The organism is Chryseobacterium sp. Leaf201 (assembly GCF_001421435.1).
Lineage (GTDB): Bacteria > Bacteroidota > Bacteroidia > Flavobacteriales > Weeksellaceae > Chryseobacterium.
On sequence record NZ_LMKA01000083.1, the window covers coordinates 1 to 21,497 of the forward strand.

A 21,497-nucleotide genomic window follows, 5' to 3' on the forward strand; every position below is an offset into this window, starting at 1 on the left:
ATATGTCTTTATTTTTTTATCTTAAATAATCATTTCTGTTTATTTGATAGAATTTTCTGCCTTTGGTTAAATGGTCTTTTAAAATTTATTAAGCTAAAGTTAGCAATAATAATTTTTCAGGAAACGTAATTTTCATTAAAATATTATTAAAAATATTTAAACAATTCAGAATTTAGATACAGATCAGACATGTAATGAAGTTAAAAGAGTTAAATCGATTTTCACTTTTATTCCGGTAAATTGTGGTAATCATGCACATTTTACTTGAAAGCCTGTTTAAACTTATTTAAAAACACTTAAGTTATTTTAAGTTTTTGCTGAATCCAGTTATTAAGTTTACTTTAGACGAAAATCAAAGATTTTCAAAACTTAAGTGCCCTTTTTATAAACCCTTAAAATTTACTTTAATGAAACTTAAGTGTATATAATTTTTTTAACAGGCTGGATTTTCAATTTAAAAATTATATCAAAAGTTTAAACAGTTTTTGAATTTATTTTATCCGATCTAAAAAATCAGCAGTAAATTATTCCTGAAATGGATTTAAACAGGTCTTCAGTGAACTTTAATATTGATTTTGAATCTTAAATTAAAATTAAATCAGCTTCGGTCATGATGCGCTGTATTTTTATTTTTTTTCTTGTAAAAATAATAGCCGATCCCTGCGATTAAAAACAAGGGCCAGAGCGGGAGGATGAAAAGGAAAACAGAAGTAATCACGTTCCATCCCGAAGAAACGGCCGCAAAAGATCTTTCACCGAATGTTTCAGTCTTTTCATTATTTTCGGCATAGCTTCCTTCATTTCCGTAAAGGGTAACGTCCACTTCACACATCGTATTCTGCATAAAGTCCTGTCCGGAAATCTCAACACTTTTATTCTCGACTTTTCCGAGGTTTTGGCTGAGGTCGTCCATCAGATAATCAAATTTCTGAATCGGGATCCTGATTTTTAAATAGGCTATTTTCTTATCACCGTTGTTCAGCGAAATATTTTCACTCCTGATCATTCCGTCATATTTGGCAACCTCTTCCTTTACGGTTTCTTTTGCTGTTTCAGCATCATCTACGGTCAGTTCCAGAATGCCGGTCTTTACCAGTTTGTTTTTAACAACCGTCAGTTCATAATTTTCTTTCCGGGGTTTATCCTTGTAAACAATTTTGGTTTCCCTGATCACTTTCGGAGCCGGAACGTTCACCACAATTTTTTCATCCTTTTTTGCCGAATCTTTTTTCTCCGCCTTGGTTTCCAGTTTTACCGATGAAATTTTTTCGGATAGGGAATCTACCATTTTTGAGGTACTTTCAATCCTGTCTTTAACACCATTCTTTGTATCTTCAAACTCTTTGATCCTTACATTGGCAGAATCAAGTGCCGCATTGGCCCGGTCACTCACACGGCTGATTTTTTCAGAGGTTGCAGAAACGGTGCTGTCTGCAGATTTCAGCGTATTTTCCATTTGGGATGCAGCGGCTTCTCCTTTTTTACACATGATAAATGAGCCTGATACCGCTACAAGTAATATGAACTTTTTCATAATGTTGATTTTTTGATGAAGTAAAATTAGGAGGGAAGCCTTTGTAAAGGTTGTAAATGGCATGTATTCTCGCCGTAAAATATTAATATGTTTAAAATCAGAAGATTGTATCTGTTTTACAAAAGTTTTACAAGCTTTTTTCAGGCCGTTTATGTAATTGATCCTTACGATTGATGAAGATTTATATCAATATGACAGTATTTTTTGATGTCTATTGTAAAATTTGGAATTTATGCAAAAAAAAATCCGCTGAAAAAATTTCAGCGGATTGTATGTAAGGTCTGTTTTATTGCTTTTAATTAGGCATTCTGGAATTCACTGATGAAATGCAGCTTGATATTCGGGAATTTTTCCTGAGTCATGTGAATCGTAAAAGATGAATCTGCCAGGAAAACCAGTTGGTTATACTTGTCTCTGGCCAGGAACCGCTGCTTTAACCGTGCAAACTCCTTAAACTCTTCTGATTTCTCATCCGCTTCAACCCAGCAGGCCTTATGCATGGAAAGAGGCTCATACGTACATTTTGCGCCGTATTCATGTTCCAGACGGTACTGGATTACCTCATACTGAAGGGCACCCACGGTACCGATAATTTTCCTGTTGTTCATTTCAAGCGTAAACAACTGTGCAACCCCTTCGTCCATCAATTGGTCAATACCTTTAGCCAGCTGTTTTGCTTTCAATGGATCGTTGTTGTTGATATACCTGAAATGTTCAGGAGAGAAATTCGGGATTCCTTTAAAGCTCAGTTTTTCACCGCCTGTTAGCGTATCACCGATCCTGAAATTTCCCGTATCATGAAGGCCCACAATGTCTCCGGGGAAACTTTCGTCCACCACTTCCTTTTTATCTGCAAAGAATGCATTCGGGGAAGAGAACTTCATTTTCTTTCCTTCCCTTACCAGCAGGTAATTTTCGTTTCTTTTAAAAGTTCCGGAAACAATTTTTACGAAAGCAAGGCGGTCCCGGTGTTTCGGATCCATGTTCGCGTGGATTTTAAAAACAAATCCGGTGAATGTATCCTCCTCAGGTTTTACCAGGCGGGTATCGCTTTCTTTCGGCTGCGGCATCGGGGCAATGTCAATAAACGCATCCAACAGTTCCCGCACTCCGAAATTATTTAAAGCAGAACCGAAGAATACCGGCTGCAGTTCGCCTTTCATATAATCTTCACGGTTGAATTCCGGGTAAACGGACTGTACCAGATCCAGCTCTTCCCTCAGGGTACCGGCAGCTTTCTCACCGATCACTTCATCAATTGAAGCATCATTGATATCATCAAATTTAATCGCTTCTCCTACTTTCTGTTTTTTCTCCTCTAAGAATAACTGGATGTTGTTTTCCCAGATATTGTAAATCCCCTGGAAATCACTTCCCATCCCGATGGGCAGGGAAAGCGGACAAACGGTTAACCCTAATTTCTGTTCCACCTCATCCAGGAGATCAAAGGCGTCTTTACCTTCACGGTCCAGCTTATTGATGAAAACCAGCATCGGGATATTTCTCATCCTGCATACCTGAACCAGTTTTTCCGTCTGTTCCTCAACCCCTTTTGCCACGTCAATAACTACGATTACCGAATCAACCGCAGTTAACGTACGGTAGGTATCTTCTGCAAAATCTTTGTGGCCCGGGGTATCCAGAATATTGATTTTGTGGCCCCTGTATTCAAAAGCCAAAACGGAAGTTGCTACCGAGATCCCTCTCTGTCTTTCAATTTCCATGAAATCGGAAGTAGCCCCTTTTTTTATTTTGTTGGATTTTACCGCACCCGCTTCCTGAATTGCACCCCCGAACAGCAGAAGCTTTTCCGTAAGGGTGGTCTTCCCGGCATCGGGGTGAGAGATAATCCCGAAAGTTTTTCTTTTCTCTATTTCTTTGATTAAGTCTGACATATCCTGTTTTGAAGTTGCAAAAATCGTGATTTTTAATGGAAATTAAAAATCAAATTATCAGGGATGGGATTTTGGACTGGACATAAAGCGTTAAATCCCGTATTCATTAAAAAGTTTCAGGATTCACCCATGACTTATTTACGGTCAGTCACACAAAATACTTATCTTTGTTAGCATAATTTTAACTGGAAATAATGGAAAACAGCAGATATCCAAAGTTTACGTTTACCTGGATCGGAGGTCTTGTTTTATTGGCAGGCCTGTTTGCCGGAACAATGATTACTTCATTCTTTAATGTTTTCTGGATGTTCACTTTTAAAGAAAACCTTCAGTACAGAGACTGGTTTTTTATGCTTTCCAATGCTGCCGGATTTCTTACGGCCATTGCTTTCTTTGATTTTTTCGTGGTAAGGAGAACGACAGGGAAAAAGCTTAATTTCAATTTCTCTCCAACCAACTTTTACACCTATCTGCTGATCTTTCCCATGATGACCGGGATGATGTTCATCGCCGAATTTATTGCAGCACAGATCCCTACAACAGGACCTTTTTTCGGGAAATACTATGAATTTTTCACACAGCTGATGGAGCAACTGACTGATGATCCCATCGTTATGGTTATTACAGCCGTAATCTGTGCCCCGATTTTCGAGGAAATTATTTTCAGGGGAATCATTCAGAAAGGGCTGATCAATAAAGGTGTTGAGCCGTGGAAAGCCATCGTTATAGCATCTGTGATCTTCGGGCTCGTTCATGCGAATCCTTGGCAGTTCGTCGGGGCGGTTTTACTGGGCTGTGTTTTAGGGCTGGTATATCACAAAACCCAATCCCTGCTGTTGCCTATGCTGCTTCACGGTTTTAATAACTTATGCTCTACCTTACTAATTACCTATACCAAAAATGAAAGTTTTGCAGACGCATTTAAAGTATCGGAATGGGTTATACTGGCAGTCGGCATAGTGCTTTTTTCACTGTTTTACTACCTGTTTGCGGTGAAGAATAAGGTACATTATAAAGAGATCTGAAGTAAGGGCTTTCAGACTCAGTCAAAATAAATTTAAAAATGAAAAAGCATATGGAATTACTGGTAGCTACCCACAACCTGCATAAAAAAGAAGAAATCCAGCAGATCCTGGGAGATGATTTTGTGGTGAAAAGCCTTACGGATTATAATATCTATGAAGAAATTGTGGAGGACGGAGATTCTTTCAACGCCAATGCTCTGATCAAAGCGAAATACTGTTTTGAGAAAACAGGCATTCCTAGCCTTGGGGATGACAGTGGCCTGGTGGTGGAAGCCTTAGACGGAAGACCCGGTATTTTTTCCGCACGGTATGCCGGTGACCATGATTTTGCGAAGAATATTGAAAAGGTATTGGGCGAAATGGAAGGTATGGAAAACCGCAAAGCTTATTTCATCACTGTTTTATGCTACTATGATGAAAACGGGCCTAAATATTTCGACGGAAGGGCTCACGGAAATTTACTGGCTGAAAATAAAGGATTCAAAGGGTTTGGTTATGATCCTGTTTTTGTTCCTGAAGGATATGAAATGACGTTTGCAGAAATGGATCCCGAAGATAAAAATAAAATCAGCCACAGAAAACAGGCGCTGGATCTTTTCCTGGATTTTTTGAAAGTGAAAGATTAGTCCGTTAACCGGAAAGTGGCCGGAGATTTGGATTAACTTAGTTCCAAACCGGATAAAAGTATAAAAAGGCCCTGCCTTCAGATTCAGATTTCTGTCGTACATTTGTCTTTATAATAAACCATTGATTTGAGTACTTACTTAACGATATTAGGCTTTAATTCAGCGATTCCCACTATCAATTCTTCCCCTACCGCACAGTTTCTGGAAATGGAGGAAAGATCCTTTCTGATTGATTGCGGAGAAGGCACGCAGGTTCAGCTGAGAAAAGCAAAAGCGAAATTTTCCAGGATCAACCATATTTTTATTTCGCACCTTCACGGGGACCACTGTTTCGGCCTGCCGGGGCTGATTGCCTCCTTCAGACTGCTCGGAAGGGATAACCCGCTTCATGTGTACGGCCCGAAAGGCATTAAAAAAATGCTGGAAACAATTTTCACCATTACCGAAACCCACCGTGGCTTTGAAGTGGTGTATCATGAGCTGGACCAAAAAGAGTCTGAAAAAATTTATGAAGACAACAGGGTAGAGGTCTATACAATTCCGCTGGACCACAGGATTTACTGCAACGGGTACTTGTTTAAGGAAAAAGTAAAAGACAGGCACCTGAATATGAAGGAGATTGCCAAATATGACGAAATCGAAACCTGTGATTACCATAATATCAAAGCAGGAAAAGACTTTGTTTTGAGTGACGGTTATGTTCTGAAAAATGAAATCCTTACCACCGAGCCGGCTGCTCCCATTTCTTATGCGTTCTGCAGTGATACGAGATATCTGGAAAGTTTGATTCCCATTATTAAAAATGCAACCGTCCTTTATCATGAGTCCACGTTCTTACATGATCTCAAAGAAATGGCGGATTATACCGGGCATACAACTGCTTTGGAAGCGGCAACCATTGCTCAGAAAGCGCAGGTGGGGAAATTGATCCTGGGGCATTTTTCTAACCGGTATGCAGATTTAACCGTATTTACGGATGAAGCAAGGACTATTTTCCCGAATACGTTTTTACCGAAGGCCTTGGAGCCTGTGAAAATTTAGAAAAATGATGTTGAAGCTTGAGGAATTAAAAATATTCTTGGATGAAAAGGCAGATCAGTATAACCGTCCTGATTTTATAGAACATGACCCGATACAGATTCCGCACCGTTTTTCTCTGAAGCAGGATATTGAAATCGCGGGTTTCCTGGCAGCTACCATTTCTTGGGGAAACCGCAAAGCAATCATAAAATCAGCAGAAAAAATGCTGGAGATTATGGGGAATTCGCCTTATGATTTTGTCATGAATTATTCTGAAAAAGACCTGCAGGAAATTCAGGGGAAAAGCATCCACAGAACTTTTAACGGTGAAGATTTTGCATATTTTATCCGGCAGTTCAACAGGATATATAAGGAAAATGAAAACCTGGAAGATTTATTTACGGTAAATGATCCTGAAACCAATTTCCTTCACGCCATTGAGCGGTTCAGGAGCCGGTTTTTGGGCGTTGAAAAACACCGGAGTCATAAGCATGTAAGTTCGCCGTATAAAAATTCCTCTACCAAAAGAATCATCATGTTCCTTCGGTGGATGGTTCGTAAAGACAGGCGCGGCGTAGATTTCGGTATCTGGGAAAACATAGACCAGAAACATCTTTCCATCCCGTTGGATGTGCATACCGGAAATATCTCAAGGAAGCTGGGCCTGATTTCAAGGACACAGAATGACTGGAAAACGGTAGAAGAACTGGATCTGATAATCAGGAAACTGGATGAGACCGATCCCGCAAAATATGATTTTGCCCTGTTCGGATTAGGAGTAACCAAAGAAATAATATAAAAACAAAACAAAACACAAATGAAAAACCAGGAAGACAAATCAGAAATTTTAGAAAAAATAGCCAACGGGATTACCTGGTGGATCGGTTCCATTCCGTCATTAATTGCCCACACCCTGTTTTTTATTGTTTCGTTCTTACTGCCCCTGCTTCACCTTGTGGAGTTTGATAAAATGCTGCTGATCCTTACCACGGTTGTTTCCCTGGAGGCCATTTACCTCGCCATTTTTATCCAGATGTCCGTAAACAAAAGCCATGAGAAAATTGAAGATATCCAGGAGGATATTGAAGATATTCAGGAAGACATCGAAGAGATCAGCGAAGACATCGAGGAAATCAGTGAAGATATTGAAGAGATTACCGAGGATATTGAAGACATTCAGGAAGATATCGAAGAGATCAATGAAGAGGAAGATGATGAAGTCCACAGCGAGAGGGCAAAGAATGTAATGCTTAAAAGCAATGTGAGTTCAAACAAAAATGAAATAAAAGCTTTAAAAGATAAAATCGAAGAGCTCCAGAATAAAATTGAGCAGCTTAAAGATGAATAAGGATGAAATTATCTTCTTATTCAGTTTAAATTAACAGATAATTCACAATTGAGGCTAATTTTTTTACCGGTCTTTTATTTTAAACAGATATATTATCTGTTATTCTTAAATATTCAGAATAAATTAAATTTCTCATACAATTAACGTTTAATTTTATACAATTCTAATCTAAAATTTAGTATTTTTGAACAAACAATAAAAAAATGTTAAATTATAGACTAAAAAACTACTTCTTTTTTTTAGTATTACTTCTAATTTCAGGATCAGCATTGGCACAGAATGCATCCCGGAAAAACGGTAAAGTAAAACTGACATCTGAAAGCATGAAGGCAGGAGCATTTATTGATGTAAATGCCGCATCCTATCCGGAAACCGCCTTTACAATGCAGCAGCTTGTACAGCAGGTCCTTATTAACGGACAGTCCGGCTGCGGAACACCGAATGTAACGAATGTAGTGGTAACTCCTAACCACCTTCCAACAGATAACAACAGGTTCTGGGGCTATTTCAATAAAGCAACCACAAGTTTTCCTTTTGATAACGGTATTGTTTTATCCACCGGTTATGCAAGAGAAACCGGAAATGCAGCCATCGCAGGAAGCCTGCAGGGCACCATTTCACAGAGCGGGGATGCTGATCTTGCAGCCGCCACCAGTACCAACATCGGCAATCAGCGTGATGCCGTAGCACTGGAGTTTGATTTTGTACCGAATTCCAATCAGATAAAATTTAATTATATATTCGCTTCAGAAGAATATACGGGCAGTTTCCCGTGCAGTTATTCGGATGCATTTGCCCTGTTAATCAGACCTGTAGCCGGAGGCCCGTACACCAATGTGGCCATACTTCCGGGAACGGCAGGCCCGGTAAGTGTTACGAATATACGTCCGGCCACACAGTTTGGCGGAGGTACACTTTCATGTGGCGCTTTGAACCCGACTTATTTTGCAGGATATAATACAACGAGTATAGAAACCAATTTTAACGGACGGGTAATCCCTTTAACGGCAATTGCGGATGTAACACCTGGTGTTGCCTACCATTTTAAAATGGTTCTGGCCGATTATAATGACCAGACATTGGATTCTGCCGTGTTTTTAGAAGGAGGATCTTTTGATATCGGAATTAAAATTGTAGATGCCAACGGCGTAGTTTTGCCGGATACGGTAAATATGTGTGACAATACCCCTCAGATTTTAACAGCATTGCTTACGGCTGCTCCGGGAATGACTTTCCAGTGGTTCAAAGACGGTGTGGCAATCAATGGAGCAACAAATATTTCCTATACAGCAACCTCTCCGGGGGCTTATGAAGTGAAAGTTTCCGTTCCGGGGAACCAGTGTCCGGCATCAGCGGTAATTACGATTGTGGGAGGAACAACGCCTCCTGCACAGAATGCTACCCTGAAGCTGTGTACAACGCCTTCTGTCTCTACCTTTAACCTGAATAGTGCAACGCCTTTGATCACGACTTCTACAACTGCAGTTGTACGTTATTATGTTAATCAGGCCGATGCAGTGGCACAAAATGCAAACTTTATTGCTCCGGCACTATTAGGAAACTATAACGGTACAGACGGACAGGTACTGCATGTTGTTGTTTCCAACGGTGCTTTCTGCAGCAAAACGGTTACCTTAACGTTAAGAAAAGAAGCTACCCCGGTAGCACAGCTTACGGCAACAAAAGTAAAGATCTGCGTTGGCGAATCCACTACTTTAACTGCTGCCAACGGAACAACATATGAGTGGGTAGGAATGCCTTTAACCGGTGCTACACAGACGGTATCCCCGACACAGACCACTACCTATTCGGTATTTGCAATCGGGGCACAGGGATGTAAGTCTTTACAGCCTGCCACTTTAACGGTAGAAGTAGTGCCTGCCATTACCTCATCGCTTTCCGGAGGAATGATCTGCCAGGGCGATGTGATTACTTTGGACGCCGGAGCAGGACCTAACTATAATTATTTGTGGAGTACTGGAGATACCTCCCAGACTATTTCCGTAGCAACACCGGGAACCTATACTGTAACGATTAACAACGGGGTTTGTCAGAAAGATTTTACCACACAGGTTGTTCAGGCGGTTATCCCTGAAATTATTAACGTGAACTACAACGAAAACGGAACCATGATTATCACGGCAAGCAATCCAAGCAACGGGCCGCTGGAATATTCAATTGATAACGGCGTAACATGGCAGAATTCAAATACATTCTCAAACATACCGAGAAATATCGTGGTATCCATCAGGGTGCGGGTGAAAAAGACCAGCTGTGTAGGATTCCTGGAATATTTTACATTTATTATGCAGAATGTCATTACACCGAATGGAGATAACATCAATGATCTGATTGATTTCAGGGGAATTATCAAGAATAAAGATTTCAAAGCTTCTGTTTTTGACCGTTACGGAAAAGAGGTATACACGGCCACTAGCCTGCAGCCATACTGGGACGGATACTTCCAGGGGAAAAAACTGCAGACAGCATCTTACTGGTATCAGATAACTTTTGAAGATCCGGCCAGTAAAAAGCCTACCATAAAAACAGGCTGGATACTGCTGAAAAATATAGAATAAGAAAATTTAAATACCCTTAGGAAAGGCCGACAGCATGTCGGTCTTTTTTATTTTTAATACAACTGAATCCCATATTTTTATAATGGAATGGATTGTATAAGTGATAATGTAATAATTCAATCAAAAAAAATAGTATTTTTGTTTAAAATAATATAAAATGTTAAACACGAGGACAAAAAGTTTATTTTTGGCTTTATTCTTATTTTTTGCGGGATGCCTTGTTTTTGCTCAGGACAGACAGAGCAAGGGCGTTGTAAGGAAGCCTTCAGCTGAAAGTATGAAAGCTGGTGCTTTTATTGACGTCAATGCAGCGGGGTACCCAGAATCAAACTTCAGTATTACGCAGTTGGTTAAAGATGTACTCATCAGCGGCGGGTCTACCTGTTCCGCAGCCAATGTAACCAATGTTGTTGTTTCTCCTAATTTAGCAGTTACCGATCAGAACAGAAGCTGGGGGTATTTTAATAAAGCCACGACCAATTTTCCTTTTGCCAAAGGGATTGTCCTTACTACCGGATATGCCCGCAAAACCGGGAATACCTTGCAGGGAACTTTGAGCGATGCGCTTCCTACCACCGGAGATGTTGATCTGGCGGCCGCCCTGGGTGTTAACAATTCAGGCTTAAGGGATGCTACCTATATTGAATTTGATTTCGTACCGGCTTCTACCAAAGTTTCATTCCGGTATTTATTTGCCTCCAAAGAATACCAGAGTAATTTCACCTGTAATATTTCCGACGGTTTCGCATTATTATTAAAAAAAGTAGGCGATCCTACCTACACCAACCTTGCCCTTCTTCCGGGAGGAGCAGGGCCTGTAAGTGTTACCAATATTATTCCGGGCAACCTGCCGTGCGGACCGAAAAACGTACAGTATTTTGCAGGAATCAATAACCCTCAGATAGAGACTAATTTTGACGGACGTACAATTCCTCTTACGGCAACGGCAACCGTAATTCCGGGACAGACCTATCATTTTAAAATGGTACTGGCAGATTACCAGGATTCAAACTTTGACTCTGCGGTTTTCCTTGAAGCCGGGTCTTTTGATATTGGCGTTCAGCTTTTAGATCCTGCCGGAGTGACGCTTCCGTCATCCATTAATGTATGTGACAATACCCCTCAGACCTTTTCTGCCTCTGTGCAGGGTGTGGGAGCTACTTATCAGTGGTTGCTGGGAACTACGCCTATTCCTGGAGCTACCAGTGCTTCTTATACGGCAACCCAGCCGGGTGTTTATACCGTTCAGGTATTTTTACCGGGGAATACATGTCCGGGAACGGCTTCAGTGACCGTTGTGGGCGGAACTTCACCTACAGTGCAGAACGCAACACTCACGGCCTGTTATACCGCGGGAAATGCTACTTTTAACCTGACCTCGGCACAGGCTTCCATCAGTACGACTCCGGGAGCTACTTTTGCCTATTATATCAACCAGGCAGATGCCCTGGCCGGAAACACGAGTACTATTGCTGCTCCTACCGCTTTTCAGAGTGCCGGACAAACAATTTATGTCCTGGTTAAAACCGGATTCTGTTCAAAAGTTGCTGAATTACAACTGATAAAAGCGCCTCAGATCACGGCAATGGTTGCACCACCTGCTATACTTACCTGTACGAATTCACAGATCACCTTAGACGGTACGGCATCCGTTTATCCTGCAGGCGCTACGTTTGCTTGGACTACAACAAACGGAAATATCGTATCAGGAGCCAACACATTAAACCCTGTAATCAATACGGCAGGAACCTATACTTTAACGATTTCAAATATTTATCAGCCCGGAAACTTAACCTGTACGGCAACCACAAATGTTACGGTTACAGGAAACAGTGCGCCGCCAACCACCACTTTAACAGCATCAAAAATACTGATCTGTTCAGGAGAATCGGTGACGCTGACTGCGTCCGGTGGTGCCACATACAATTGGGTCGGCTTAACGGGAACCGGAAATACCCAGACTGTTTCACCTACCGCTACCACAACCTATACGGTAAGCGCAGTAGGAGCGAACGGATGTGTTTCGCAGACACCGGCAACCATTACCATTGAAGTTTCCCAGCCGATTACGGTACAGAATGCCACTTTATTTAAATGTTACCAGACGGGAGGCATCAATTATAACTTAACAGAAGCACAGCCGCAGATAACTTCTGCACCGGGGGTGACTTTTGCGTATTATGTAAATTTAGCTGATGCCAATGCCGGGAATGCCAATACCATTGCTGCACCTGTATCATTCAACAGTGCGGGCGGGCAGACCATTTATGTCCTGGTTTCTAACGGTGGATGTAAATATGTGGTCAACTTACAGTTACTGTCAACACCGGTGACTACACTAACCATTGCTCCGCCACAGCAGATTACCTGTAATACGGCCAACGTGACTTTAAATGCTTCTGCATCGGTAATTCCTGCAGGATCTACGATTGCATGGACCACCACCGGCGGAACCATTGTATCCGGAGCCAATACACTGACGCCTGTTGTGAATGCGGGAGGTGTCTATACACTGACTGTAACCAATGTCAACCAGCCAGGAAACTTAAACTGTTCATATATAGCAAACGTTACGGTAACCCAGAATACCACACTTCCGGTAGCAGGACTGACGGCTACTGTTTTACAGATCTGTCCGGGGGAATCCGTTACCTTAACCGCTTCAGGCGGTGTAAGCTATAACTGGGGCGGCGGCCTTCCGGGAAATGGAAATACGCAGGTTGTTTCTCCAATACAGAATACAACATATTCAGTGTACGCAGTAGGAGCAAATGGATGTGTTTCGGCTAACCAGGCTACTGTTACCATTGTTGTAGGGCCTCCGGTAGCCGTTCTGGCAGCATCAAAATCTAAAATCTGTGCGGGAGAATCTGTAACGCTGACTGCATCCGGCGGCGTGACTTATGAATGGATCGGTTTACCCGGAAATGGAAATACACAAGTTGTGACTCCACCCGTTGGCATGACGACTTATTCTGTTTTTGCTTTAGGCGGAAACGGCTGTAAAGTACTTAACCCGACTTCTATCACAATCGAAGTCGTGCCTGCAATTGAATCTACCTTACAGGATGTGTATGCCTGTGCAGGAGATTCCGGGATCTTAGATGCCGGTGCAGGACCGAATTATACTTATGTATGGAGTACAGGGGCGACTACCCAGACCATTTCTGTAAATACACCGGGAATCTATTCCGTAACCATCAGTAACGGGACCTGTTCCAAAGTATTTTCTGCCCAGCTGATCAATCCTGCGCTTCCGCAGTTCACCAACGTAGTGTATGACAATCATGTCCTTACCATATCTGCAACAAACCCAACCAGCGGAACATTGGAATACTCCATAAACGGAGGTGTTGCATGGCAGTCTTCCAATATATTCTATAATATTCTGGATAACACGAACTATAATCTTCTGGTGAGGGTGAAAGATGCAAACTGCAACAATTCATTATCATTCTTTACCTTCATTGTGATCAATGCCATTACACCAAATTCAGACGGTAAAAATGATACGGTAGACTTCACGGGAATCAGCAAGTATAATAATTTTGCAGCTTCTATTTACGACAGATACGGACAGGAGGTATTCAAGGGAAGCAAGAATGAAACGTCCTGGAACGGCCTGCTCAGGGGAGGTATCACACTTCCGACGGCCACTTACTGGTACAGGGTACAGTGGGAAAACCCGGCAAGCAAAAAGCTTGAGCTCAGAAACGGCTGGATTTTATTAAAAAACATAAATTAAGTATATCTTATTAAAACCTCTCAATTTGAGAGGTTTTTTACTTTTCTACACAAAAAGTCTAAATATTTATATGGTATTTGCAAAAAACAATTAAATTTGTTGAAACAAAAATATTATGAAGAGATATCTACTATTGTTTTCCTTATTAATGGCCTCCTCGCCGAGTCTCTTTTACGCACAGAAAATCACTCCCCGAAAACTTCAGAAAGAAAAACCCTCATCTTTAACGATGAAAGCGGGTGCTTTTATTGATGTAAATGCAGTAGGGTATGCACCGTCTACCTATGATCCCTTACAGCTGGTAAAGGATGTATTGATTTCATCGGGAACCAATTCATGTGTTACACCCAATGTATCAAACGTTCAGGTAAGCCCGAATCTTCCGGTAACCAATGCCAACAGATCATGGGGATACTTCCATAAAGGAACTTCCAATTTCCCGTTTACAGATGGGATTGTACTTTCAACGGGATATGTAAATAAAGCAGGAAACAATTATATCAGTACCACGCTGGGTGATGATTTGCCTACAGGAAGTGATCCTGACCTGGTAGCTGCTACCAGCCCTGCAGGAACGCTTAATGATGCCGTTATCCTGGAATTTGATTTTATACCGACGTCATCCCAGGTTAAATTTAATTATCTTTTTGCCTCAGAAGAATATACAGGTTCTTTCCCATGCAGCTTTTCCGATGCATTTGCATTGTTGTTAAAGCCTACAGCCGGAGGGCCTTATGTGAATATGGCTGTTTTGCCGGCACCGGGGACAGGCCCTGTAAGTGTAACCAATATCCACCCTCAGAACAGTGATTCCGGATTTGATATGGGATGCGGGGCGCCTAACGTAGCCTTTTTCGGAGGATACAATGCAGCAGCTATCGAAACCAACTTCAACGGGCGGACAATTCCTTTACAGGCTACCGCTACGGTTGTACCGGGGCAGTCTTATCATTTTAAAATGGTTCTTGCAGATGCATTAGACAGCAGTTTTGATTCTGCCGTATTCCTTGAAGGCGGATCTTTCAATATCGGTGTAGAATTATTAGACCCAGCAGGAGGAACTCTTCCGGAGGAAATCAATGTCTGCGATAATGTGCCTCAGGTGATTACCGCTTCCGTAAGCGACCCTAATATGAATTACCAGTGGTACTTCAACGGAGTGGCTGTTCCGGGAGCTACAACGCCTACCATTACAGCTACACAACCCGGTAATTATGAAATCCAGGTTATGTTTCCGGGGAATCCTTGTCCGGGAAAAGCAAATATAAAAATCAACGGAGGAACAACGCCTGCGGCTGTGGATGCTACATTGCTGTTATGTACCACGACGGATGTTACATGGTTTGACCTGACAGACGCAATGCCGTCAATCAGTACCACGCCGGGAGCTGTTTTCCATTTTTATGAAGATCAGGCAGATGCCGTTGCTCAGAACAATGATTTTATCCAGGATATTCTGCATTATAACGGAAATGACGGTCAGACCCTGTATGTTGTTGTTTCAAACGGAGGCTTCTGCAGCAAGATGATCGAACTTGATTTATTGAAAGAAGCTACTCCTGTAGCAAGTCTTGTGGCTTCAGAAATAAAAGTATGTCCGGGAGAAACGGTGAATTTTACCGCTACCGGAGGTACAACGTATGAATGGGCTAATTTCTCAGGTACGGGAGGCACACAGTCTGCCACTGTTTATAATACCACTACTTTCACTGTATATGCTTTGGGACCTAAAGGATGCAGATCATTACAGCCTGCTAAAATCACAGTGGAAGTTGTTCCTGAACTTACTTCTCCTTTAAGAGATATTGAAGTATGCGCAGGAGACCGCGTAACCCTTGATGCAGGAGCAGGACCTAATTATACCTATTTATGGAGTACCGGTGCGATTACCCAGACCATCAATGCAGACCAATGGGGAATTTATACGGTAACGATAAACAACGGATATTGTGAAAGGACGTTCACGGCTCAGGTAATGGCTGCTGCATCGCCTTTTGTTACCAATGTAGATTACAGCAATAACACATTGACGATTACGGCAGAAGTGCCTATGATCAACAACATTCCGCAGACTGTAGAATATTCTGTTGACGGCGGTATCTCCTGGCAGCAGTCGAATGTATTCCCCGGGCTTCTGAATAACGCTACTTACCAGATTCAGGTAAGAACAGTAGGAACAAGTTGTGTGGGAGCACTGGAATTCTTTACTTTACATTTAGCCAATATCATCACTCCAAATCAGGATGGTATTAATGATACTTTGGATCTTACGTCTCTAGGAGCATTCAATAATTTTACAGGATCAGTGTATGACCGGTATGGTTCTGAAATCTTCAGATTCTCAAAGGACAAGCCTATCTGGGACGGAACTTTGGTAGGGAAGAGATTGCCAACAGCTACGTACTGGTATAAATTCAATTTCCAGTATCCTAAATCAAAAGCGAATATGAGCCAGTCCGGATGGATCATGCTTAAGAACAGAGAATAAATGAAGAATTACAATAGATAATGCAAGTTAAAAGCCCTTCAGGAAACTGAAGGGCTTTTATTTTTAAATAAGAACTGTAGAATTTATTGGAAATATCAGTTTTGAATTTAACGCTCAGTGCTTTTTAATTTTACCCAATAACACTGATGTTTCTCTAAATATTTCAGTCAATTACTGATGTTCTTTCCAAAGCCGGGTAAAAGAAATAAAGTCTGCAACACTCAGTTCTTCCGCTCTTTTATCCATGAATTCATGATCTTTCAATGCTTCCGGAATCTGCAGAATCTTTAAGGCGTTGGACAGTTTCTTTCTCCTCTGATTAAACCCTGCCTTCACAATCTGTTTGAATAACACTTCATTGCCTGCCAGTCCTTCTTTCGGATTCCTTGTCAGCCTGATCACCCCGGACTTTACTTTCGGAGGAGGGTTAAATACATTTTCATGAACGGTAAATAAATAGGAAGTATCGTAATACGCCTGGATCAGAACCGTCAGGATGCCATAATCTTTGGTCCTAGGAACCGCAGCCGTCCTTTCGGCAACTTCCTTCTGAAACATACCAACCATTTCAGGGATAAGCTCATAATAATCTATGATCTTGAACAGGATCTGTGAAGAAATATTATACGGGAAATTCCCGATAATAGCGATCTGTTCTCCCTGGGTAAACTGAAAATCCTGTTTAAGGAAATCTCCCGAAAAACTTTCTGCCGTTATTTTAGGATAGTTGTTTTTCAGGTATTCAATAGACTCGTTGTCAATTTCTGCGAGGTAGATGTGCTGGTCTTTTTCCAGCAGGTATTTGGTGAGGACACCCATTCCGGGGCCTACTTCCATGGTATTGCGGTAGCCTTCGAAACTCAGGCCTTCTACAATATTTCTTGCGATGTTTTCATCTGTCAGAAAGTGCTGACCCAGATGCTTTTTTGCTTTTACACTCAATATCTTTATGATTTTATTAACAGTGATTTTCTCTTTTTCGTTCCCAAATTTCGGAAGTTTTTTTCTATTTTAGCCAAAAATTTTAATATTAATGGCTAAATCTGTAGATGAGTTCAATAAGAAAAGGCTTAGGTCTAGCAATATTACAGTAGTGATAAGTATTGCCTTAGTGTTATTTTTGCTAGGATTAATGGGACTTATCCTGATTAATGCCCAGAAATATTCCGATTATATCAAGGAACAGCTGGTGGTAAATGCATATTTTGATGAAAACTATGATGCAAAGGATTCTGTAAAAATTGCGAAGATGGAAGCTGAGGTATACAAGGAAATCCAGACTTTGGCCCCGGTAAAAAAAGCAACCTATATCACCAGGGAAATGGCCTCGCAGGAAGCCAAAAAAAGCATGGGGATTGACACGGATGCACTTTTCGAAGAAAATATCTTCCCTTCATCTATAGAAATTGCCCTGAAACCCGAATATGTAGACCCTGCAAAAATTGATTCTGCCTTAAAGGTGATCAAAGCTGTTCCGGGAATCATTGATGTAAAGAATGACAGTACCTTAATGGTGGATGTCTACAATAACCTGAGCAGAATCCTGAAGTGGATCTTAGGTTTTTCCGTATTGTTTTTAATTTTGGCGGTGGTACTGATCAACAATTCCATCCGTCTGAAAATATTCTCCAAAAGATTTATCATTAAAACCATGCAGCTGGTGGGCGCAAAAAGGAGGTTTATCCTTAAGCCGTTCATCATAGAAGCGGTAATTCTGGGAGCTATCGGTTCATTGATAGGACTTCTGGCCTTATTTGGCGTATGGTATTATTTTACAAGCCAGATCGGGTCTGCCTTCGTACAGGATACCAACCAGTATTTCTGGCTGGTGCTGCTGATCATCGGAGTAGGTGTTCTTATTACCGTCCTGAGTACCATCGTGGCTACCTGGAGGTTCCTGAGATCAAATGTTGACGACTTATACTATTCTTAACAATGAGCAAAAAAACAAATAAATTTTCGGCTGACAGCTTCGGGAAGCAAACCGCTGAAGCTCCGAAGGAAAACACTTTCTATTTTGGGAAACAAAACTTTAAGTGGATGCTGATCGGTTTTGCATGTATTGTGGTAGGTTTCCTTCTTATGATGGGGCCCGATGCCAATACCGTAGACGGGAAATACGACCCGAATTCCTGGAATGACGGTATTTTTTCCATCCGCAGAATCAGAATTGCACCGATGTTCGTGGTGGTAGGTTTTGCGATTGAAGTATATGCGATTTTAAAAAGAAAATAATAATTAATACAATTTTTTAGAGATTAAAAAATTCGGGAATTTAGAACGTAAGGTCTGGATTTCTCAATTTCTTAATCTCTATTTTTATACATCATTATGGATTTATTCAAAGCAATACTCATTGCCATTATCGAAGGTCTTACAGAATATCTTCCTATTTCTTCCACTGCACACATGGGTTTTACGGCCAGTCTTTTAGGGTTGCCGGAAGATGAATTTCTGAAGATGTTTCAGGTTTCCATTCAGTTTGGGGCCATACTTTCCGTAGTGGTGGCATACTGGAAAAAGTTCTTTGATTTGAAAAATCTGCAGTTTTATTTGAAGTTGGCTTTCGCCGTTATTCCTGCACTGGTATTGGGATATTTGTTTGATGATACCATTGAAGCCGTTCTGGGAAACCAGATTGCCATTTCTGCCGTTCTGGTTCTTGGCGGGGTCGTGTTATTATTTGCAGACGAATGGTTTAAAAATCCTAAGATTGATGATGAAAAAGGCGTTACCATAAAAAAAGCAGTGATCATCGGCTTCTGGCAGTGCCTTGCCATGATGCCGGGAACGAGCAGGAGTGCCGCATCCATTATCGGCGGAATGTCTCAGGGACTTACCAGAAAAGCGGCCGCAGAGTTCTCATTTTTCCTGGCGGTTCCCACAATGCTGGCGGTTACCGTTTATTCAGTTTTTGTAAAAACGTGGGGCAGAGAGACCGGAAATCCACAGAAAGGATATGAAATGATCATGGCATCACAGGAACACATTACGGTTTTTATTGTAGGCAATGTAGTGGCGTTTATTGTCGCATTAATTGCGATCAAAGCATTTATCGGAGTCCTGAATAAATATGGTTTCAAACCATGGGGATGGTACCGTATTTTCGTAGGGATTGCTTTACTGATCTATTTTCAATTTTTTAAATAGGAAGCAAGAAGTTTAAAATCACCCTTATCCATTACCTATTACCCATTACTTATAAATTAATGACAGCTGAAGATCTACAATCAGGACATATATTTTTACTGGACAAGCCTTTGGATTGGACCTCTTTTCAGGCGGTCAATAAAATGAAATACAAGCTCAGGCGGGAATTTAACCTTCCTAAGAAATTCAAAATCGGGCATGCCGGAACCCTTGATCCCAGGGCAACCGGACTTTTAATTGTCTGCTGCGGGAAATTCACCAAAAAGATCCCTGAAATCCAGGATGCTCCCAAAGAATACTGGACAGAAATTAAGATAGGGGTACAGACTGAATCTTACGATACTGAAAAACCGGAAATCCTCCATCAGGACATCTCGCATATCACAGAAGACCAGATTAAAGCAGCTCTTGAAAAGTTTATCGGAGAAATTGATCAGACGCCGCCTGTTTTTTCTGCGATTAAAATTGACGGTAAAAGAGCCTATGATTTAGCAAGAGCCGGAACTGAAGTGGAAATGAAATCCCGTAAAACAACGATTTTATATATTCAGGATATAAACATACACCTGCCGTTGATAAGTTTTACGGTAGGCTGCTCAAAAGGAACCTATATCCGAAGCCTGGCGCATGATATCGGACAGGAACTGGGCGTAGGCGCTTACCTTACCCAGTTAAGAAGGACAAAAATAGGGGATTATGCCATTGAAAATGCAACAGCTGATTTCCTGGACAATGATTTCAGGTTTGAAAATGATAAAAATTAATATATGAAAAATATATTTCTACTGATTTCTTTCTGCAGTTCCCTGCTGTTTTTCTCTCAGGAAACAGCATCGAAGCCGGTAATGGGATTTTACTTCAATCCTTCAGCGCATGTAGGATTCAACTTGGCAAGAGAAAAAGAAGTTCCCAACACAACCCAATATATCGAGTCCCAACCCCCGAGAAAGCTCACCTATGGAGTCACTGCCATCGGCGGATATCATTTTTTTCCGAATTTTGCTTTGGGAACCGGCCTCAGATACAGTTTTATAGAAGATAATTACCATTTGGTTTATTTTGTTATTCAGCCTAAAATTATTTTTAGCCCGGGAGACCGTCCGTTTTTCATTGAGCTGAATTACGGTAAACAGCTTAATAATGCGGTTGTTTCCGATTCTGAATTCTGGGGAGCCAGACTGGGGATCCAGGTTTCTTATTCTAAAAGGCTGAGCCAGGAAGGCGGTGTGGTTTTGGAAGGTCATAAATTAGGGGGTGTCAATCCTTTTTTTATCGGGTTGAGCTACGGAATTACTATTTTCAGCAATAAAAATTATACCGGTTACGGAGAAGATTAATGGAAAAAACACGGATTAATAAATATTTGTCGGAAGCAGGATACTGCTCAAGAAGAGCAGCTGATAAACTGCTGGAAGAAGGAAGAATTACAGTGAACGGAACAGTTCCTGAAATGGGGACGAAAGTTTCTGACGAAGATGTGATAGAGGTGGACGGAAAACCCATCCGCGACCCGGAAGAAAAACATGTGTACATTGCTTTCAATAAACCTGTAGGCATTGTGTGTACTACCGATACCAAGCGTGAACAGAACAATATCATCGAATATATTAACCATCCCAAAAGGATCTTTCCGATCGGAAGACTGGATAAGCCGAGTGAAGGTTTGATTCTTCTGACCAGCGACGGTGATATCGTCAATAAGATTCTGCGTTCAAGGAATAACCACGGAAAAGAATACATCGTGAGAGTAGATAGACCGCTTACGCCGAAGTTTCTGGATAAGATGCGCAACGGCGTTCCGATCCTGGATACAGTGACCAAAAAATGTGAAGTGGAAAAAATCGATGAGATGAATTTCCGGATTGTACTGACCCAGGGGCTGAACCGCCAGATCCGAAGGATGTGCGAATATCTCGGCTACGAAGTAAAAAAACTGAAACGCATCCGTGTTCTGAACATTAAACTTGATCTTCCTGTAGGGAAGTGGAGAGACCTTACCGAAGAAGAGCTCGCCACGTTAAATAAAATGCTGGAAGGGTCCAGTAAGACCTTTGACTGACAGGAATAACCTTGTCAGGATTTGGAAC

The 21,497-nt window shown here is 41.4% G+C and carries 17 protein-coding genes; 14 read left to right on the plus strand and 3 right to left on the minus strand.

Going from position 1 to position 21,497, the window contains the following annotated elements; translation table 11 throughout:
- Window positions 1–598: 598 nt before the first annotated feature.
- Window positions 599–1,534, minus strand: coding sequence for a DUF4349 domain-containing protein (locus ASE55_RS12520; protein WP_056220087.1), 936 nt, complete (start codon window positions 1,532–1,534; stop codon window positions 599–601).
- 299 nt (window positions 1,535–1,833) lie between these two features.
- Window positions 1,834–3,429 carry a peptide chain release factor 3 gene (locus tag ASE55_RS12525; RefSeq protein ID WP_056220090.1) on the minus strand — a complete coding sequence of 532 codons (1,596 nt, stop codon included), beginning with the start codon at window positions 3,427–3,429 and terminating at the stop codon, window positions 1,834–1,836.
- A 194-nt stretch (window positions 3,430–3,623) separates the two neighbouring features.
- On the opposite strand from ASE55_RS12525, the gene ASE55_RS12530 reads away from it, so the two are divergent.
- The 8 genes from ASE55_RS12530 to ASE55_RS12565 all read left to right on the plus strand — a co-directional run bounded on the left by ASE55_RS12530 (window position 3,624) and on the right by ASE55_RS12565 (window position 16,260).
- Window positions 3,624–4,454: a CPBP family intramembrane glutamic endopeptidase gene (locus tag ASE55_RS12530; RefSeq protein WP_056220093.1), complete on the plus strand. Its 831-nt coding sequence runs from the start codon at window positions 3,624–3,626 to the stop codon at window positions 4,452–4,454.
- Between the two features lie 38 nt (window positions 4,455–4,492).
- On the plus strand, window positions 4,493–5,080 hold the full coding sequence (rdgB, locus tag ASE55_RS12535; RefSeq protein ID WP_056220096.1) for an RdgB/HAM1 family non-canonical purine NTP pyrophosphatase: 588 nt from the start codon (window positions 4,493–4,495) through the stop codon (window positions 5,078–5,080).
- 126 nt (window positions 5,081–5,206) lie between these two features.
- Window positions 5,207–6,121, plus strand: a complete 915-nt coding sequence (locus ASE55_RS12540; RefSeq protein ID WP_056220099.1) for a ribonuclease Z — start codon at window positions 5,207–5,209, stop codon at window positions 6,119–6,121.
- A gap of 7 nt (window positions 6,122–6,128) precedes the next feature.
- Complete coding sequence (locus ASE55_RS12545) at window positions 6,129–6,899, plus strand: TIGR02757 family protein (protein ID WP_056220157.1); 771 nt, start codon at window positions 6,129–6,131, stop codon at window positions 6,897–6,899.
- Window positions 6,900–6,917: 18 nt separating this feature from the next.
- Entirely contained in the window at window positions 6,918–7,448 is a 531-nt protein-coding gene (locus tag ASE55_RS12550; protein ID WP_056220103.1) for a DUF1003 domain-containing protein, read from the plus strand.
- Between the two features lie 203 nt (window positions 7,449–7,651).
- A complete protein-coding gene (locus ASE55_RS12555) occupies window positions 7,652–10,027 on the plus strand; it encodes a choice-of-anchor L domain-containing protein (RefSeq protein WP_056220106.1) in 2,376 nt (791 codons plus the stop codon).
- A 157-nt stretch (window positions 10,028–10,184) separates the two neighbouring features.
- Complete coding sequence (locus ASE55_RS12560) at window positions 10,185–13,772, plus strand: choice-of-anchor L domain-containing protein (protein WP_056220109.1); 3,588 nt, start codon at window positions 10,185–10,187, stop codon at window positions 13,770–13,772.
- A gap of 115 nt (window positions 13,773–13,887) precedes the next feature.
- On the plus strand, window positions 13,888–16,260 hold the full coding sequence (locus tag ASE55_RS12565) for a choice-of-anchor L domain-containing protein (protein ID WP_056220111.1): 2,373 nt from the start codon (window positions 13,888–13,890) through the stop codon (window positions 16,258–16,260).
- A 171-nt stretch (window positions 16,261–16,431) separates the two neighbouring features.
- Here the strand turns inward: ASE55_RS12565 and rsmA are convergent, their stop codons facing one another.
- Window positions 16,432–17,202 (minus strand): 16S rRNA (adenine(1518)-N(6)/adenine(1519)-N(6))-dimethyltransferase RsmA, encoded by a 771-nt coding sequence (gene rsmA, locus ASE55_RS12570; protein ID WP_056220113.1) that lies wholly within the window; start codon window positions 17,200–17,202, stop codon window positions 16,432–16,434.
- Between the two features lie 91 nt (window positions 17,203–17,293).
- Between rsmA and ASE55_RS12575 the strand changes: the two genes are divergently transcribed.
- The 6 genes from ASE55_RS12575 (at window position 17,294) to rluF (ending at window position 21,469) form a co-directional block, all read left to right on the plus strand.
- Window positions 17,294–18,193: a cell division protein FtsX gene (locus ASE55_RS12575; RefSeq protein ID WP_056220116.1), complete on the plus strand. Its 900-nt coding sequence runs from the start codon at window positions 17,294–17,296 to the stop codon at window positions 18,191–18,193.
- A gap of 2 nt (window positions 18,194–18,195) precedes the next feature.
- Window positions 18,196–18,495, plus strand: a complete 300-nt coding sequence (locus ASE55_RS12580) for a DUF3098 domain-containing protein (RefSeq protein ID WP_056220119.1) — start codon at window positions 18,196–18,198, stop codon at window positions 18,493–18,495.
- Window positions 18,496–18,591: 96 nt separating this feature from the next.
- On the plus strand, window positions 18,592–19,410 hold the full coding sequence (locus ASE55_RS12585) for an undecaprenyl-diphosphate phosphatase (RefSeq protein WP_056220124.1): 819 nt from the start codon (window positions 18,592–18,594) through the stop codon (window positions 19,408–19,410).
- A 59-nt stretch (window positions 19,411–19,469) separates the two neighbouring features.
- The gene (gene truB / locus ASE55_RS12590; protein ID WP_056220127.1) at window positions 19,470–20,174 is read left to right on the plus strand and encodes a tRNA pseudouridine(55) synthase TruB; all 705 of its coding nucleotides are present in this window, start codon (window positions 19,470–19,472) and stop codon (window positions 20,172–20,174) included.
- A gap of 3 nt (window positions 20,175–20,177) precedes the next feature.
- Complete coding sequence (locus tag ASE55_RS12595; RefSeq protein ID WP_056220130.1) at window positions 20,178–20,747, plus strand: hypothetical protein; 570 nt, start codon at window positions 20,178–20,180, stop codon at window positions 20,745–20,747.
- Entirely contained in the window at window positions 20,747–21,469 is a 723-nt protein-coding gene (gene rluF / locus ASE55_RS12600; protein WP_056220133.1) for a 23S rRNA pseudouridine(2604) synthase RluF, read from the plus strand. The genes ASE55_RS12595 and rluF overlap by 1 nt, the downstream gene beginning before the upstream one ends.
- Window positions 21,470–21,497 lie beyond the last annotated feature (28 nt).

Bases quoted from the DNA above. Each gene is read 5' to 3' on its own strand.
- ASE55_RS12520 (WP_056220087.1), bottom strand. From the start codon at position 1,534: ATGAAAAAGTTCATATTACTTGTAGCGGTATCAGGCTCATTTATCATG.
- ASE55_RS12525 (WP_056220090.1), bottom strand. From the start codon at position 3,429: ATGTCAGACTTAATCAAAGAAATAGAGAAAAGAAAAACTTTCGGGATT.
- ASE55_RS12530 (WP_056220093.1), top strand. From the start codon at position 3,624: ATGGAAAACAGCAGATATCCAAAGTTTACGTTTACCTGGATCGGAGGT.
- rdgB (WP_056220096.1), top strand. From the start codon at position 4,493: ATGAAAAAGCATATGGAATTACTGGTAGCTACCCACAACCTGCATAAA.
- ASE55_RS12545 (WP_056220157.1), top strand. From the start codon at position 6,129: ATGTTGAAGCTTGAGGAATTAAAAATATTCTTGGATGAAAAGGCAGAT.
- ASE55_RS12550 (WP_056220103.1), top strand. From the start codon at position 6,918: ATGAAAAACCAGGAAGACAAATCAGAAATTTTAGAAAAAATAGCCAAC.
- ASE55_RS12555 (WP_056220106.1), top strand. From the start codon at position 7,652: ATGTTAAATTATAGACTAAAAAACTACTTCTTTTTTTTAGTATTACTT.
- ASE55_RS12560 (WP_056220109.1), top strand. From the start codon at position 10,185: ATGTTAAACACGAGGACAAAAAGTTTATTTTTGGCTTTATTCTTATTT.
- ASE55_RS12565 (WP_056220111.1), top strand. From the start codon at position 13,888: ATGAAGAGATATCTACTATTGTTTTCCTTATTAATGGCCTCCTCGCCG.
- ASE55_RS12575 (WP_056220116.1), top strand. From the start codon at position 17,294: ATGGCTAAATCTGTAGATGAGTTCAATAAGAAAAGGCTTAGGTCTAGC.
- ASE55_RS12580 (WP_056220119.1), top strand. From the start codon at position 18,196: ATGAGCAAAAAAACAAATAAATTTTCGGCTGACAGCTTCGGGAAGCAA.
- ASE55_RS12585 (WP_056220124.1), top strand. From the start codon at position 18,592: ATGGATTTATTCAAAGCAATACTCATTGCCATTATCGAAGGTCTTACA.
- truB (WP_056220127.1), top strand. From the start codon at position 19,470: ATGACAGCTGAAGATCTACAATCAGGACATATATTTTTACTGGACAAG.
- ASE55_RS12595 (WP_056220130.1), top strand. From the start codon at position 20,178: ATGAAAAATATATTTCTACTGATTTCTTTCTGCAGTTCCCTGCTGTTT.
- rluF (WP_056220133.1), top strand. From the start codon at position 20,747: ATGGAAAAAACACGGATTAATAAATATTTGTCGGAAGCAGGATACTGC.